Here is a 15,426-nt window from a genome sequence, read left to right as displayed (position 1 = left end):
CCGCTACCGATACCGGCAGGAAGATGAGAGTCCTCTCATCCCGTTCCGGCACGCACCGAGGCGTTCTTTTCAGATCGAGCGTTGACTCACCCGGCGTCAGCTTGCAGCCTTGAGTTGAGACGGCTGAACTGCCGGCCAGCACGCTATGGGCCTCTACGCTCCTCGACAATCCGCGCCCGGCGCATGGCTATCCTCTGGCCGCACGAGACTGCGCCTTCGGCTGATGGCAAGGCTGATGGCAGCGGCGTGCGTGTCTGGCGGCCTCTTCGCGCAATCTGTTTCGCCACCGCAAGTTCTGCCGCGCATCTCCTCTTCTCTGGCAAAGTCAGCGCATTCGGTGGAGGCGCGACATTTTTTAAGCGGGCGCACCCTCCGCGGAGACGTTTCGAGCGGCCTGGCCATGGACGCCGCGCGCGGGCAGCAGGCCGCCATGCTGCGCCAGCAGGATCTTCTGCCTCATCTCACCAGCCTCACGACCCCGTGGCAGCCTGTCGGCCCCGGCCAGGTTAGCAGCGTGCGCTACGGCAACGTCTCGGGCCGCGTGACCTCCATTGCCATCGACCCGTCAGACCCAACCGGCAACACAGTCTATGTAGGCACCACAGGCGGCGGCCTCTGGAAGTCAACCAACGCAGCCGGGCCCGCGACGAGCGTTACCTTCGCGCCGCTTACCGACACTTTGCCCGTCTTCAGCGCGAATACAGGCAGCTCAGCGATTCCCTCGCTCTCCATCGGAGCCGTCAGCGTGCAGAACGGCGTCGTGCTGGCCGGCACGGGCGACCCGAACGATGCAACGGACTCCTACTACGGCGGTGGGCTTCTGCGCTCGATCGACGGCGGCCAGTCCTGGACCCTCATCAGCGAATCGCACGACGGCGCAGCGGGCAATCATTCGTGGGTAGGGCTGGGCTTCGCTGGGTTTGCATGGAGCACAGCTTCACCCGGCACCGTCGTGGCAGCCATTTCGCAGTCAGCCGAGGGCACGCTGGTCAATGCGCCGGATCACACCAATAGCGTGATGGGCCTCTACTACTCAACCGACTCCGGCGCGGCCTGGCAGATGTCCACCATCCTCGACGGCAGCCAGACCGTCCAGACGCCGCTGCCTACCGGTGGAGATCTGGGCGGCAGGGCAGCCACAGCCGTTGTGTGGAACCCGGTGCGGCAGAGATTCTACGCGGCCATTCGCTACCACGGCTATTACGAGTCAGCGGATGGCGCGACGTGGACGCGGCTGGCCGACCAGCCCGGAAGCAGTCTCTCGCTCGCCTTATGCCCAACGGCTCCGGGCACAACCGGCAGCGTATCGTGCCCCATCTTCCGCGGCGCGCTCGCCGTCAATCCGGCAACGGGCGATACCTTCGCCCTCACCGTCGATAGCAACAACATCGATCGGGGCCTGTGGCAGGATGTCTGCGGCCTTGCCGGAACAAGCTGCGCGACCAGTGACGTCACCTTCGGTACGCGGCTCACATCAACTCCGCTCGAAGCAGGCGCCGGCAGCACCGCGATCCCGCAGGCCGACTACAATCTCTCGCTCGCAGCGGTCTCTTCCGGCGCGGGCGCAGCGGCTGACACGCTGCTCTACGTGGGCACGGTCGATCTCTACCGCTGCTCGCTCGCCGCCGGATGCGCCTTGCGCAACACGACCAACGCCATTAACGGATGCTCCGCGCCCGCACAGGTCGCGCCTGCACAGCACGCCATCGCAACGCTCGCCACTGCAGGCCAGCCGCTCATCTACATCGGCAACGATGGCGGCCTGTGGCGCTCGACCGATGGAGTCAACCAGCAATCCACCCCATGCTCCGCCGATGACGCCACGCACTTCCAGAACCTCAACAGCGGCATCGGCTCGCTGGCCGAGGTCGTCAGCTTTGCCCAGGACCCCACGCAGCCGGGCACGCTCATCGCTGGCCTGGGTGCAAACGGCACTGCGGCAACGTCGTCAGCTATGCTCACAACGGCATGGCCGCAGCTCTCGACCGGCGAAGGTGGCACCGCCGCTATCGACCCGAACAATCCGCTGCTGTGGTACGTCTCCACGGCGGCGGGCGTCAGTCTTCGCCAGTGTGCCAACGGCGCAGCATGCACGGCGGCGGACTTCACCGGAGCGCCGACTATCGGCTACGCCCAGACAAGCTACGACGACGCGCTCATCGACGTGCCCTGGCTACTCGATCCCGCGCTCACGAGCAACGTCCTCATCGGCACCTGCCGCGTGTGGCGCGGCCCTGCGGCAAGCGGCGCATCATGGTCTTCGTCAAACTCCATCAGCAATCTCCTCGGCGGCCCGCAGAATGCGTCCTGCGCGGCCAGCAATCCTGTCATTCGCTCGCTTGCTGCAGGCGGTTCTCTCAGCAATGCCACCGCAGCACAGAATGCCGGATCGCAGGTGCTCTACGCGGGCATGGCTGGCGCGCTCGACGGCGGCGGCAGCGATGGCGGACACATTTTTTCCACGACAAGCGGCGGCACGGCGGGCAGTACAACCGCGTGGACCGATCTCTCCTCATCCCTTGTCATCAACGATCTCTCCGACGCAGGCAGGTTCAACCCAGGCGGCTTTGACATCTCCTCGCTCGCTGCCGACCCGCACGATTCCACCGGCCAGACCGTCTACGCCACGGTGATGGGCTTCGCGGGCAACGGCATTAACGCGCCTCACGTCTACCGCTCCGTCAACGGCGGGGCAAGCTGGACCAATATTTCGAGCAACCTGCCCAACGCTCCGGCGAACAGCATCGTCATCGACCCGAACGACGCCAACACCGTCTACGTCGCGCTCGATACCGGCGTCTATGTCACAACCTCCGTCGCCACCTGCACAACGGCAAACTGCTGGAGCATCTACGGCACTGGCATGCCCAATGCGCCCGTCGTCGAGCTGGCCGCCGCGCCGCGCATGCCCACAGGCGACGGACGCCAAGGCGAGCTGCGCGCCGCCACCTACGGACGCGGCATCTGGCAGATTCCGCTCCTGACCGCAGCCACCGCAGCGCAGCCCGCGATGGCGCTCAATCCCACCTCGCTCACCTTCACCGCGCAAGCCGTAGCCACTGCCAGCGCGGCGCAGACGATCACGGTTACGAACACCGGCAACGCGCCGCTCACCGTCAGCAGCATCACCGCATCAGGAGACTTCAACGAGACCGATACCTGCACCGCCGCGATTGTTGCGCCCAGCTCCACCTGTTCAATCCAGGTACGCTTTCTCCCCACGGCCACCGGCAGCCGCACAGGCACGCTCACCGTCTACGGCAACGTTGCGGGCGGTCAGGCCACAGTCGCGCTCACAGGTACAGGCACACCGGCGGCGGCCATTGTCCTCAACCCCATCGCGCTCACGTTCGCTTCCACCCTCGTCAACGCAACCAGCGCGCCGCAGAACATCACCATCTCCAATACAGGAGGCGCAGCGGTCACGCTCCAACCTCCGTCCGTCACCGGGGGCTTCCAACTCACAGCGAACACCTGCGGCGCGAAGCTCGACCCCGGCACAGGCTGCACCGTCTCGGTCGCCTTCACGCCCACGGCATCCGGCGCGCGCAGCGGTACATTTTCCATCACGGATGACGTGGGCACGCAGACGGCCTCGCTTACGGGCACCGGTCTCGCGCCCGCCACCGACGCGCTCTCGCCGCTCTCGCTCACCTTCGCCGTGCAGCAGCTCACCACTACCAGCGCACCGCAGCAGATTACCCTGACCAACTCCGGCGACCAGCCGCTCACGCTCATCTCCGCCCAGAGCGCGAGCGCCAGCTTCTCGGTCGTCAACTCGTGCGGCAACTCGCTCAACGCGCACTCGGCCTGCTCCATCGAAGTTGCGTTCGCGCCTCAGACGCTCGGCACAGTCACCGGTACTCTCACCGTTGCCGATGCCTACCGCAGCCAGACCATCACGCTCACGGGCACGGGCATTGCACCTCCCGGCGTCTCGCTTGCGCCAACATCCAGGATGAGTTTTCCCGCCACCGGCGTTGGCATCGCTGCCGCCGCCCAGACGGTGACGCTGACCAACAACAGTGCCGCGCTGCTCCAGCTTGCAGCACCCGTGCTGACCGGAGACTTCGCCATTGTGGCGGGCAGCGACGCCTGCGGCGCAACCCTCGCCCCCGGAACAGCCTGCACCATGCAGGTCGCCTTTACGCCGACAGCGAGCACCCTACGCACCGGCACGCTCACCATCAGCGACAACTCACCCACATCGCCGCATGTGCTCGCACTCTCCGGCACCGGCGTAGACTTCAGCCTTGCCAACGACGGTAACGCCAGCCAGACTGTCCAGAGCGGCCAGAGCGCCATCTTCCCGCTGCTGCTTACCTCGGCGGCAGGCACGCCCGGGACGGCAGTCTTTACCTGCACCGGCGCGCCTGCGAACTCGACCTGCAACGTAACGCCGGGCAGCATTGCGCTCGGCAGCACATCTACCATCTCGGTCACAGTCCAAACCGGAGTAGGCTCAACGAGCGATGCGTCCGGCGCGCACCGCTCGCTCTGGCTCACCATTTTGTTGCCGCTGGGCCTGGCCGGCTTCAGGCGCAGACGCCTGGCAGGTATGGCGCTCCTCTGCGGGCTGCTCGTCGTCTCCGGGTGCGGCTCCGGCCGTATCATTCCGCCCGGGGGAGGCTCAGGCTCGCCCTCCGGTGCCAAGACCCCCGCCGGGACTTATAACGTTGCGGTCTCGGCCACCAGTGCAGGTCTTACCCGCGCGACCCACCTCACCCTGACCGTGCAGTGAAGCGACCTCCGTCGCCTATTTTCTAATTGACGAAACTTCTGTACTATTCTCCCCGTCTAGGAAAACAAATCATTCCGCGAGGCCCAGCCGAATGCTCCACAGGAACCTTTCCAGCGTACTGATCGCAGCATCGCTCCTCTTTCCTTCTGCCTGCCTCTTCGCGCAGGCCGCCCCCTCCGAGCAACACCGCGAGATGCCCAAGCCGACCAACCTCCAGATTCTGCCGAAGGACATCTCGACGAAGGACCTGATGGCCGTCATGCACGACTTCACCGGCGACCTCGGCGTCCACTGCACCTTCTGCCACGAGGTCAACGCCCAGACGCACCGGCCCGACTTCGCCTCCGACGCCAAGCCTGAAAAGGCTGCCGCGCGCGTCATGATGCGCATGACCCATGAGATCAACACCAAATACCTGGCCGAGCTGCCCCAGCACGAGCACGCAGAGGGTACAGAGCACGAGGGCAGGGTGAGCTGCAGCACCTGCCATCAGGGCCACCCCGAGCCGCCGAAGTTCACGCCCGCGCCCGAAGAACACCACGGCCCGCCACCCGCTGCTCCGGCAAAGTGACCTAACACCGATTACGCGCTTCCTCATTGTCATTCTGCAGCGAAGCGAAGAATCCCCGCATTCCGCTCAAGCGGCACAAACGCTCGGGTGCCCCATCCATGCGCCGTTTCATCGCGCATGGGTGGGATGGAACACTCTTCCATCGGTGTTCCTCAATGCTAATCGGTGCCAGGCCTTACGAGGGTGCTGAAAAAGTCCGTTTTGCTTAAGGGCACGGCTTCAGCCGTGCCGCAAGTACCGCAAAATCAGCGCGGCTTTAGCCGCTGAGGTACGCCTTTCTCTTCGCCAATGACTTTTTCAGCACCCTCTTGAAGGCCCGGCATATAGGGCTTCACCCCTGACACTCAGCTTGACAAACCCACCCTCCGCCAAAGGGGTAAACTGAAGAGGCACTCAAAACGGTCCACTCGGAAGTCCGAACCTAACCCCTTTAGAACATGGACTTTGCATACTTTAAGGGGGGAGGGGGGGGACCACCCCCGAAGGAGAGAATCTTGGCCTACAACGACCTGCGCGACTGGATCAACACGCTCCACAAAGCCGGCGAGCTGAAGCGCATCACCGAAGAGGTCTCGACCGACCTCGAGATGGCCGAGATAGCCGACCGGGCGGCGAAGTCAGGTCGAGGCACCCCAAAGGCCGGAGGCCCCGCGCTGCTGTTTGAGAACGTCAAAGGCCACCCCGGAGCCAGGGTCCTGATGAACCAGTTCGGCAGCGAGCGGCGCATGCGCCTCGCCCTCGAAACCGAATCACTCGACGCCATTGCCGACCGCATCCGTGTCCTCCTCAAGCCCGAAACGCCGACAGGTTTCATGGATAAGCTCAAGATGTTGCCGAAACTGGCTGAAATAGGGAGCTTTATCCCGAAAGTCGTCGCAGCCAAAGACGCCCCCTGCAAGCAGGTCATCCTGCGCGGCGACGAAGTCAATCTCCTCGACCTCCCCGTCCTCAAAACCTGGCCGCAGGACGGAGGCCCATTCATCACCCTCCCCTGCGTCATCACCAAAGATCCCAAAACAGGGAAGCGCAACGTCGGCATGTATCGGATGCAGGTCTACGACGAGCGCACCACGGGAATGCACTGGCAGCGCCAGAAGGTCGCCGCCGAACATCTCCGCGACCGCCTCCGCGAGGCCAGCGCGGATTCCGCATCACGAGTGGACGTTATGGCAGAAACCGCCGGAGCGACGACAGCCATGCAAGCGTTTCAGGGCCGCATGGAAGTCGCCGTAGCCATCGGCACCGATCCGGCGACCACCTTCAGCGCCATCGTCCCCGCGCCGCCAGATGTCGAAGAGTACTTGATCGCAGGTTTCCTCCGCCAGAAGCCCGTCGAGCTGGTCAAAGCCGAGACAGTCGATCTCGAAGTCCCCGCCAACGCCGAGTACATCCTCGAAGGCTATGTCGAGCTGGGCGAATTGCGCACCGAAGGTCCCTTCGGCGACCACACCGGCTTCTACACCATGCAGGACGAGTACCCCGTCTTCCACGTCACCTGCATCACCCACCGCAAAGACCCGGTCTACGCCGCCACCATCGTCGGCAAGCCGCCCATGGAGGACGCCTGGATGGGCAAGGCAGTCGAGCGCATCTTCCTGCCGCTCATGCAGCTCACGCTGCCCGAGATCGTGGACGTGAACCTGCCGCCCGAAGGCGTCTTCCACAACCTGATGATCGTCGCCATCCGCAAGTCCTACGCCGGCCACGCCCGCAAGGTGATGAACGGCATCTGGGCCATGGGCCAGGCGATGTTCACCAAGTGCATCATCGTGGTCGATGAAGACTGCGACGTGCAGGACCTCGCCGAAGTCACGCTGCGCGCCACCAACAACATCGACCCCGAACGCGACATCCAGTTCACCCTTGGCCCCATCGACACGCTCGACCACGCCAGCCGTCTGCCCAACTACGGCAGCAAGATGGGCATCGACGCCACGCGCAAATGGGCCGCCGAAGGCTTCACCCGCCCATGGCCCCAGGAACTTGTCATGGACCCCGAAACGAAATCCCGCGTCGATTCCATCTGGAAAAAACTCGGTATCGATTAGTGTCACGACGTTCGTCGCTTCAAAACACCTGGCTTCAGCCAAACCGCGAGCCGTTGCTTTGAAGCGGCGTGGCTTCAGCCACGCCGCTATCCGTACATCGATCAAGGGGCTTTAACCCTGAGGGAATGTTCCGCAACCGCTAAGCCGGGACAGTTCCCGTCGTCGAGATCAAAATAAACGTCACACTCGTCTCCGTACTCCGCTTATGCGGAGTCCCACGCGGCAGCACGAGCATGTCGCCCTTCTTCAACTCCAGCGCCGTCGCGCCCTCCGACTCGGGTGCGAGCCATTCGCCCGGGCGAATGTTGCGCGCGTTCTTGGGCGAGCCGCCGACCTCATACTTCGTCGCCCCGTCCGTAATCAGAAAAACGTGATCGCGCCCCTCGTGGTACTCGAACTCCTTGCCGTTTTTCTTGTCCTCGGTCGTCATCACGACCGTCAGGGGAAGCGACTTCGCATCGAAGAGGTTGTCATTGCCGGGCTTCGCCTGTAGAGCCTTCATCGCATCGGCTAGCTTTTCCGCCGAGAAAAGTTGAAATGGCACTGTCGCAGCGGGCGCTGCCGCCATCGCAAACAGGCTATCTGCAAGAGGAAGGCTGACAGCGGCGGCAAGCGGCGCTGCCTTCAGAAAATTGCGTCGAGAGGATTGGTTGGCCATGCGAGCAAGTGAACCACACTTAGCCCCGCTCTGCCAACCGCAGCTTTCGGCACGCGGCGCTCACGTCGTATACTCAAGATATGTCAATCGTTCGCAACGCCGCAGCCATTGCCAAGGGCATGAGCATCACCCTCAAAGAGGTGTTCCAGCCGACCGAGGTCGAGAACTATCCCGACGGCAAGGGCCCCATGCGCGGGGCCAAATTCCAGGAGCGTTTCCGCGGCAAGCACCAGCTCCAGCGCGATGAAAACGGCTTGGAAAAGTGTGTCGCCTGCTTCCTTTGCGCCGCCGCCTGTCCGTCGAACTGCATCTACATCGAGGCCGCCGACAACACCGCAGAGAAGCGCATCTCCAGCTCCGAGCGTTACGCGAAGGTCTACAACATCGACTACAACCGCTGCATCTTCTGCGGCTACTGTGTCGAAGCCTGTCCCACCGACGCCATTACGCACGGCCACGGTTTCGAGCTGGCATCGCTGAACGCCACCAGCCTGATCATGCGCAAGGAAGACCTCCTCGTCCCGGCGCACCACCTTCCCGATGCCGTCGAATCGGAGCAGGACGAAGCCGAAGTCCTCTCTTAGATTCGCGCAGAAGCGCCGAGATTCCTCTCACCGCTACGCTCGCCGAGCGCGCGCACCTCATACGAATGGAGGACATCAGATAGGTATGACGACTGCCAGCCAGCATCCTCTCGCCAAGATACTCGCCAACCGCATTGCCATTATTGACGGCGCGATGGGCACGACCATCCGCACCTACGGCAAGAACGAAGCCGACATGCGCGGCGAGCGATTCAAGGACGCCAAGAAGGACCTTCTCAATAACGGCGACCTCTTCTCGCTCACGCAGCCGGAGATGATCTGCGATATTCATCGCCGCTTTCTCGAAGCGGGTGCGGACATCATCGAGACCAATACCTTCGGCGCGACCAGCATCTCGCAGAGTGAGTTCTTCGTCGAGGACCCGCGCGAACACGGTGGTCGCAAAGACCCCGAGTTCTACCAGAAGATCATCGACGATCCTTCAATGAGCAGCCTCGCCTGGGAGATCAACGAACGCTCCGCGCAGCAGTGCCGCGAGTGGGCAGACCGCGTCGCGACTGCCACGGGCCGCCAGCGTTTCGTCGCCGGAGCGATCGGGCCGCTGACGGTCTCGCTCTCGAACTCGCCCGACGCCGACGACCCGGGCTTCCGCGTCGTCACGTTCGATCAGGTGAAGACGGCCTACGCCGAGCAGGTGCGCGCGCTCATCGCAGGCGGCTCGGACCTGTTGCTGGTCGAGACGATCTTCGACTCGCTCAACGCGAAGGCCGCGCTGGTTGCGATCCGCGAGGTCTTCGACGAGCAGAAGAAAGAACTGCCGGTGATGATCTCGGCCGCCGTAGGTCGCGGAGGTGAGACGCTTATTTCGGCCCAGACGACAGAAGCATTCTGGAACGCCGTGAAGCATGTGAAGCCGCTGTCGGTTGGGCTGAACTGTTCGCTCGGCCCCGACCTGATGTATCCGTTCCTCGAAGAGCTTTCGGAGAAGGCGGACGTGGCGATCTCGGCGTATCCGAATGCTGGCCTGCCGAACCCCCTCTCCGAGACCGGTTTCGATCTTGGACCGGCGGATATGGCGCAGCGACTCGGCAGCTTTGCCGACGCAGGCCTCATCAATATCGCAGGCGGATGTTGTGGCAACACGCCGGAGCACATTGCGGCCATTGCCAGGGCGCTTGAACACAAGGCCCCGCGCGCACTGAGCAAAGTCGAGGTTGCGGCGTGAGCGAGAGTATCGAGACCAAGCCACTTCGCCTCTCCGGCTCGCAGCCCTTCACGCAGCAGCCCGGCGTCTTCATCATGATCGGCGAGCGAACCAACGTTGCCGGCTCGCCCAAGTTTGCCAAGCTCGTCAAAGAGGGCAAGTACGAAGAGGCTGTCAGCGTAGCGCGCCAGCAGGTCGAGAGCGGCGCGAACGTCCTCGACATCTGCATGGACGAGGGCATGATCGACGGCGTTACGGCGATGTCGCGCTTCCTGCAACTGCTCGCCAGCGAGCCCGAAGTCGCCAAAGTTCCCTTCATGGTGGACTCCTCCAAGTGGGAGGTCATCGAGGCGGGCCTGAAGTGCCTGCAAGGGAAGGGCATCGTCAATTCGATCTCGCTCAAGGAGGGCGAGGAGAAGTTTCTCCAGAACGCCCGCACCGTGCTGAAATTCGGCGCGGCGGTTGTCGTAATGGCCTTCGACGAGCAGGGCCAGGCCGCGACCTACGAGGACAAGATTCGCATTGCTGAACGCGCATACCGCATCCTCGTCGATGACGTCGGCTTTCCGCCCGAGGACATCATCTTCGACCCGAACATCCTCACTGTCGCCACAGGCATGGAGGAGCACAACAACTACGCGGTCGATTTCATCAATGCCACACGCTGGATCAAGGCCAACCTGCCGCACGCGAAGGTTTCGGGCGGCGTCTCGAATATCTCGTTCAGCTTTCGCGGCAACAACAAAGTGCGCGAGGCGATGCACTCCGCATTCCTCTACCACGCCATCGCGGCCGGCCTTGACATGGGCATCGTCAACGCCGGAATGCTCGAGGTCTACGAGGAGATTGAGCCTGATCTGAAGGTGATGGTCGAGGACGTGCTTCTCAACCGCAGGCCCGACGCGACCGAGCGGCTGGTGGATTATGGCGAGACCATCAAAGCCGCTGGCGCAGGCGCAATCGAAAAGAAGAAGGCCGAAGAGTGGCGCAACGGGACGGTCGAAGAGCGGCTCTCGCACGCGCTGGTCAAAGGCATCGACGCCTATATCGACGCCGACACCGAAGAGGCGCGCGTCAAACTGGGGCGTCCTCTGCTGGTCATCGAAGGCCCGCTGATGGACGGTATGGGCGTAGTCGGCGACCTCTTCGGCGCGGGCAAGATGTTTCTGCCGCAGGTGGTCAAGTCGGCCCGCGTGATGAAGAAAGCCGTTGCCTACCTGACGCCGTTCATGGAAGAGGAAAAGGCTGCTCTCGCCGCCGCCGGCCACGAGGTCAAGACGCAGGGCAAGATCGTGCTCGCAACCGTCAAGGGCGATGTGCATGACATCGGAAAGAACATCGTCGGCGTAGTGCTGGCCTGCAATAACTATGAGGTCATCGACCTGGGCGTAATGGTGCCTGCCGAGAAGATTTTGGAGCGCGCGAAAGAGGTGCGGGCCGATATTATCGGCCTGAGCGGCCTCATCACACCGTCGCTCGACGAAATGGTGCATGTGGCGCGCGAGATGGAGCGGCAAGACTTCAAACTGCCGCTGCTCATCGGTGGCGCAACGACAAGCCGCCGACATACGGCCATCAAGATTGCGCCGCACTACAGCGAACCGGTGATCCACGTCCTCGACGCCAGCCGCGCCGTGCCTGTCACCACGAGCCTGCTCAGCGAAGACGGCAAGGCGGAGTTCGTGGCGCAGCATCGCGCCGAGTATGAGTCGCTGCGCAAGGCCCACGCCGCACCGCGCCAACAGACCGTCACGATCGAGGTCGCGCGCGAGCGGAGGACGCCGATAGCCTGGCGCGCCGAAGATATTCCCACGCCGTCATTCACGGGCGCGCGTGTGCATAAGGACTTTTCGCTCAAAGAACTCCGTAGCTTCATCGACTGGACGCCGATCTTCCATGCCTGGGGTCTGAAGGGCGTCTACCCACGCATCCTGGAGCACGAGCTGCAGGGCGAGCAGGCGCGCCAGATCTTCACTGACGCGAACGCTCTGCTCGACCGCATCATCGAGGAAAAACTGATTACCGCGAATGGCGTGCATGGATTCTTTCCTGCCAGCGCCGTCGGCGACGACGTTGAACTCTACACCGACGAGACGCGCACCAAAGTCCTTACACGCTTTCACTTCCTTCGCCAGCAGGCAAACAAGGAAGGCAGCGAGCCGTGCCGTTCGCTTGGCGACTTCATTGCGCCGAAGGAGACCGGACTGCCCGACTACATCGGCGCATTTGCCGTCACCAGCGGCATCGGCCTGAAAGAACTCTGCGACCGTTTCCGAGCCGCGAACGACGACTACAACGCCATCATGGCCGAAGCAGTCGCCGACCGGCTGGCCGAAGCCTTCGCTGAATGCCTGCACAAGCACACTCGCGACGAGTGGGGCTACGGCCGCACAGAGAACCTGAGCAACGAGGAGATTATCGACGAGAAGTATCGCGGCATTCGCCCCGCGCCTGGCTATCCGGCGTGCCCAGACCATACGGAGAAGGGAACCATCTGGGGCCTGCTCGACGTAGAGGCCAACACGGAGATGAAGATTACCGAGTCGTTCGCCATGTGGCCCGGCTCAAGCGTCAGCGGTCTCTACTTCGCACACCCGGAGTCGCGTTATTTTTCGCTGGGTAAGATCGACCGCGACCAGGTCACGGACTACGCGGAGCGCAAAGGCATGCCCGTGGCCGATGTTGAACGGTGGCTGGGTCAGAACCTCAACTACGATCCTGCGTAGACAGTTGTAAATCATCAGCGTGATTTCTTAACCTGCACCGCCCCTGCAAGCAGGTTCTCTTGCAGAGGCGGTGTGGGAGAGAGACGCGCTGAACAAAGAACAAACGTAGCGGCTACTGCTTTTTGCTCGGCTGAACCTGCCCGAAGTCTTGTTTGAACTCTGTTTCTTTGCCTTGCGCTGGCGGGTTCTGTGTATTTGGCTTCGTGGCCGCGAGCTTGCCGGACTCATGCAGAGGGTTCGTGCCGGACTTTCCGCTGTCTTCGTAGAGAGGGTTCTCGCCTTTCTTGGAATTGTTAGAGGGGCTCAGAGATTCCGTCGCATGGGCGCTGTTTTTCGCATTCATGGAACGAGGGAAGTCCGCACTGTGGATCGCGCCATCCTTTCTCTGAAGGTTGCCGGACCCGATGCCTTTTTCGCTAACAGGCGCCTGTCCCTCTCTGTCGAGCACAATGATGCTGCCGCTTTTTCGGTTGTTGGCTGAGTTGGAATGTGAGTGAAGTTTGCTCGCAGTATCTCCAGGCGGAGTTATCCGCCCCGAGGCCTGCCCGCTCGATGCGTCGCGTGGTTTTACGGTGCGGGCGGTCGGCGCGGTCTGCGCGACGGCCATCGTTCCAATCAGTAAAAATGCCGCGGCTGTCAGGCCGGTATTCATGTGTGTAGTCTTTCGCATTGAGACGATCCTCTCCTGAACGTGATAGGGGCCCGGTTGCTCAACGATTGCGACGGCTCCAGTACATCCCGGGACTGGTCCGCGGGTCGATACAACTTTTCTTCGGCCGGCTCCCACCTGCGGCTCAGGCTTGCTCCCGTGACTCGTATGTGTTACAAACGATGTATTCCAGTCTGTTTCGACAGATTTGAATTTCATGCAGAGTGGTTGAGGGACGAGCCCTTTGACGCCACGACAACCGGACAGAACAAAGGCGTACCGGTGTCAACTCTCTCCTGTTAGACAGGGAACATGAGATTCGGAGTTCGAGCCCAAAAGGCCAGCGCCCCGCAAGTCTCCTTCCTGGCCTACTTCAGAGACAAGTCAAAGACTCATCGCTCATCCTCTCGGAGAGAGCGAGATGAATTACTCCTGTAGCAGGTACGAGCTCAAGTGCAACGACTGCGGCAAGCGTTTCGGCAACCAGCCTCTGTCCGCCTGTCCTGACTGTCTGGCGCCGCTTGAGGTGGCCTACGATCTTGATGCCGTGCGCGGCGTCTTCACGCGCGAAAATGTCGCCGCCGGACCGCCCAGCATCTGGCGCTACGTCGCTCTGCTCCCGATTCCCGACGGCTTCCAGCCGGACCTGCCCGTAGGCTTCACGCCGCTCATCCACGCAAAGAATCTCGGCAAGCGCCTCGGTGCCACCAATCTCTACGTCAAAAATGACGCCGTCTGCTTCCCGACGCTCAGCTTCAAGGACCGCGTTGTCTCGGTCGCGCTGGCCAATGCGCAGCGGTTCGGCTTCGAGACGGTCGGCTGCTCCTCGACCGGCAATCTGGCCAACTCTGTCGCAGCGCAGGCTGCGCGCCTCGGCATCAAGGCATGCATCCTAGTTCCTTCTGACCTTGAACCCGCAAAGATTCTGAACACGCAGGTCTACGGCGCGCGGCTTGTCCGCATCGATGGCAACTACGACCACGTCAACCGCCTGTGCAGCCAGATCGCCGACGAGTACACGTGGGGCTTCGTCAACGTGAACCTGCGCCCCTACTACGCCGAAGGCTCGAAGACCGTCGGCTACGAGATCGCCGAAAAACTCGGCTGGCGTCTACCCGACAACGTCGTTGTGCCGATGGCCGGCGGCTCGCTCATCCGCAAGATCCGCAAGGCGTTTCAGGAACTCATCTATCTTGGCCTCGTCGAAGAGAAGCACGTCCGCTTCTTCGGCGCGCAGGCCACTGGCTGCTCGCCCATCTCGGTTGCCGTCAAGCAGGGAACCGACGACATTCAGCCGCAGAAGCCCAACACGATTGCCCGCTCACTCGCCATCGGCAACCCGGCTGACGGCCCCGCCGCCGCGAAGATGATCCGCGACTCAGGCGGATGGGCCGAGGACGTCTCCGATGTCGAAGTCGTCGCCGGAATGCAGGAACTTGCCGAGACTGAAGGTATATTTACCGAGACAGCCGGAGGCGTCACCACTGCCGTCACCGCGCGCCTCTACGCCGACGGCCGCATCTCACGCGACCAGATCACCGTAGCCTGCATCACCGGCAACGGCCTCAAGACAACCGACGCCCTCACCGGCCACTACGCGGAAGAGCGCGCCATTCGCCCGCGTCTGGCGGACTTCGGCGCCTACCTCGAAGAATTGGATGGCACGAAGGAACCTGAACTGGCCGTCGCTGGAGCAAATCATGCCAATTAAAGTCGTCCTCCCCACCGCCTTCACCCGCCACACCGATGGCCGCAAACAGTTTGACTCCACGGCCCAGAACCTCCCCGGCCTGCTCGCGGACATCGACAAAACATTTCCCGCGCTCTCCACACAGATCAAGGACGACGACGGCAAGCTCCGCCGCTTCATCAACATCTACGTCAACGACGAAGACATCCGCTTCCTCGGCGGCGAGACCTACGCCTTTCAGGACGGCGACGAGGTCATGCTTATCCCCTCGATCGCGGGCGGAATCTAACGAAGACGAGATACAACGAAAAGGCCGAGCCACCGCGCTCGGCCTTCTCTGTTTAACTTCAAGCTCGACGTTACTGCGGAGCAGCCGGTTGCGTAATATCCATGCCGGGAGGAATCACACCCTCCAGATTCGCCTCGGGCACGCCTTGCAACTCGGGCAGACTGCCTTCCAGCGCAATCCTGAGCACCTGGTCCATCTCTTCGACAAAGTGCAGCTTCATGGAGTTCTTCAGCAAATCTGGAAGCTCGGCCAGGTCCTTGCGGTTCTCCTCCGGCAGAATCGCCTCGAAGATTCCCGCGCGGTGT

10 protein-coding genes, 1 pseudogene and 1 riboswitch are annotated in these 15,426 nt (G+C 62.5%); of the genes and pseudogenes, 8 read left to right on the top strand and 3 right to left on the bottom strand.

Features of this window, described 5'->3' with window-relative positions; genetic code table 11:
• The first annotated feature begins 235 nt into the window (after positions 1-235).
• From VFU66_RS07455 to VFU66_RS07445, 3 genes are all read left to right on the top strand, one after another.
• Positions 236-4,741, top strand: a complete 4,506-nt coding sequence (locus tag VFU66_RS07455) for a choice-of-anchor D domain-containing protein (RefSeq protein WP_326445615.1) — start codon at positions 236-238, stop codon at positions 4,739-4,741.
• Between the two features lie 91 nt (positions 4,742-4,832).
• Positions 4,833-5,312: a c-type cytochrome gene (locus tag VFU66_RS07450; RefSeq protein WP_326445614.1), complete on the top strand. Its 480-nt coding sequence runs from the start codon at positions 4,833-4,835 to the stop codon at positions 5,310-5,312.
• A gap of 494 nt (positions 5,313-5,806) precedes the next feature.
• Complete coding sequence (locus VFU66_RS07445; RefSeq protein ID WP_326445613.1) at positions 5,807-7,360, top strand: UbiD family decarboxylase; 1,554 nt, start codon at positions 5,807-5,809, stop codon at positions 7,358-7,360.
• Positions 7,361-7,499: 139 nt separating this feature from the next.
• Here VFU66_RS07445 and VFU66_RS07440 read toward each other — a convergent pair whose 3' ends face one another.
• Positions 7,500-8,018 (bottom strand): hypothetical protein, encoded by a 519-nt coding sequence (locus VFU66_RS07440; protein ID WP_326445612.1) that lies wholly within the window; start codon positions 8,016-8,018, stop codon positions 7,500-7,502.
• 68 nt (positions 8,019-8,086) lie between these two features.
• On the opposite strand from VFU66_RS07440, the pseudogene nuoI reads away from it, so the two are divergent.
• The 3 genes and pseudogenes from nuoI to metH form a co-directional block, all read left to right on the top strand.
• Positions 8,087-8,602 (top strand): annotated as a pseudogene (gene nuoI, locus VFU66_RS07435) (NADH-quinone oxidoreductase subunit NuoI); the annotation flags it as partial.
• Positions 8,603-8,687: 85 nt separating this feature from the next.
• Entirely contained in the window at positions 8,688-9,788 is a 1,101-nt protein-coding gene (locus VFU66_RS07430) for a homocysteine S-methyltransferase family protein (RefSeq protein WP_326445611.1), read from the top strand.
• The gene (metH, locus tag VFU66_RS07425) at positions 9,785-12,493 is read left to right on the top strand and encodes a methionine synthase (RefSeq protein ID WP_326445610.1); all 2,709 of its coding nucleotides are present in this window, start codon (positions 9,785-9,787) and stop codon (positions 12,491-12,493) included. Before VFU66_RS07430 ends, metH begins: the two co-directional genes overlap by 4 nt.
• Before the next feature lie 112 nt (positions 12,494-12,605).
• Here metH and VFU66_RS07420 read toward each other — a convergent pair whose 3' ends face one another.
• On the bottom strand, positions 12,606-13,145 hold the full coding sequence (locus tag VFU66_RS07420; protein WP_326445609.1) for a hypothetical protein: 540 nt from the start codon (positions 13,143-13,145) through the stop codon (positions 12,606-12,608).
• Positions 13,146-13,354: 209 nt separating this feature from the next.
• Positions 13,355-13,461, top strand: a riboswitch (SAM riboswitch).
• A gap of 102 nt (positions 13,462-13,563) precedes the next feature.
• Here VFU66_RS07420 and thrC point away from each other — a divergent pair.
• Together thrC and VFU66_RS07410 are read left to right on the top strand one after the other, a co-directional pair.
• Positions 13,564-14,853: a threonine synthase gene (thrC, locus tag VFU66_RS07415; protein ID WP_326445608.1), complete on the top strand. Its 1,290-nt coding sequence runs from the start codon at positions 13,564-13,566 to the stop codon at positions 14,851-14,853.
• The gene (locus VFU66_RS07410; protein ID WP_326445607.1) at positions 14,843-15,121 is read left to right on the top strand and encodes a MoaD/ThiS family protein; all 279 of its coding nucleotides are present in this window, start codon (positions 14,843-14,845) and stop codon (positions 15,119-15,121) included. Before thrC ends, VFU66_RS07410 begins: the two co-directional genes overlap by 11 nt.
• A 70-nt stretch (positions 15,122-15,191) precedes the next feature.
• On the opposite strand, the gene VFU66_RS07405 is transcribed toward VFU66_RS07410, so the two are convergent.
• Positions 15,192-15,426: S16 family serine protease (locus tag VFU66_RS07405; protein WP_326445606.1), on the bottom strand; the 235-nt coding region annotated here is incomplete at its 5' end.

It is taken from the genome of Edaphobacter sp., assembly GCF_035763405.1.
Classification (GTDB): domain Bacteria; phylum Acidobacteriota; class Terriglobia; order Terriglobales; family Acidobacteriaceae; genus Edaphobacter.
Note: the sequence above shows the minus strand (reverse complement) of the source record. Positions and strands in the feature narration are given on the sequence as shown.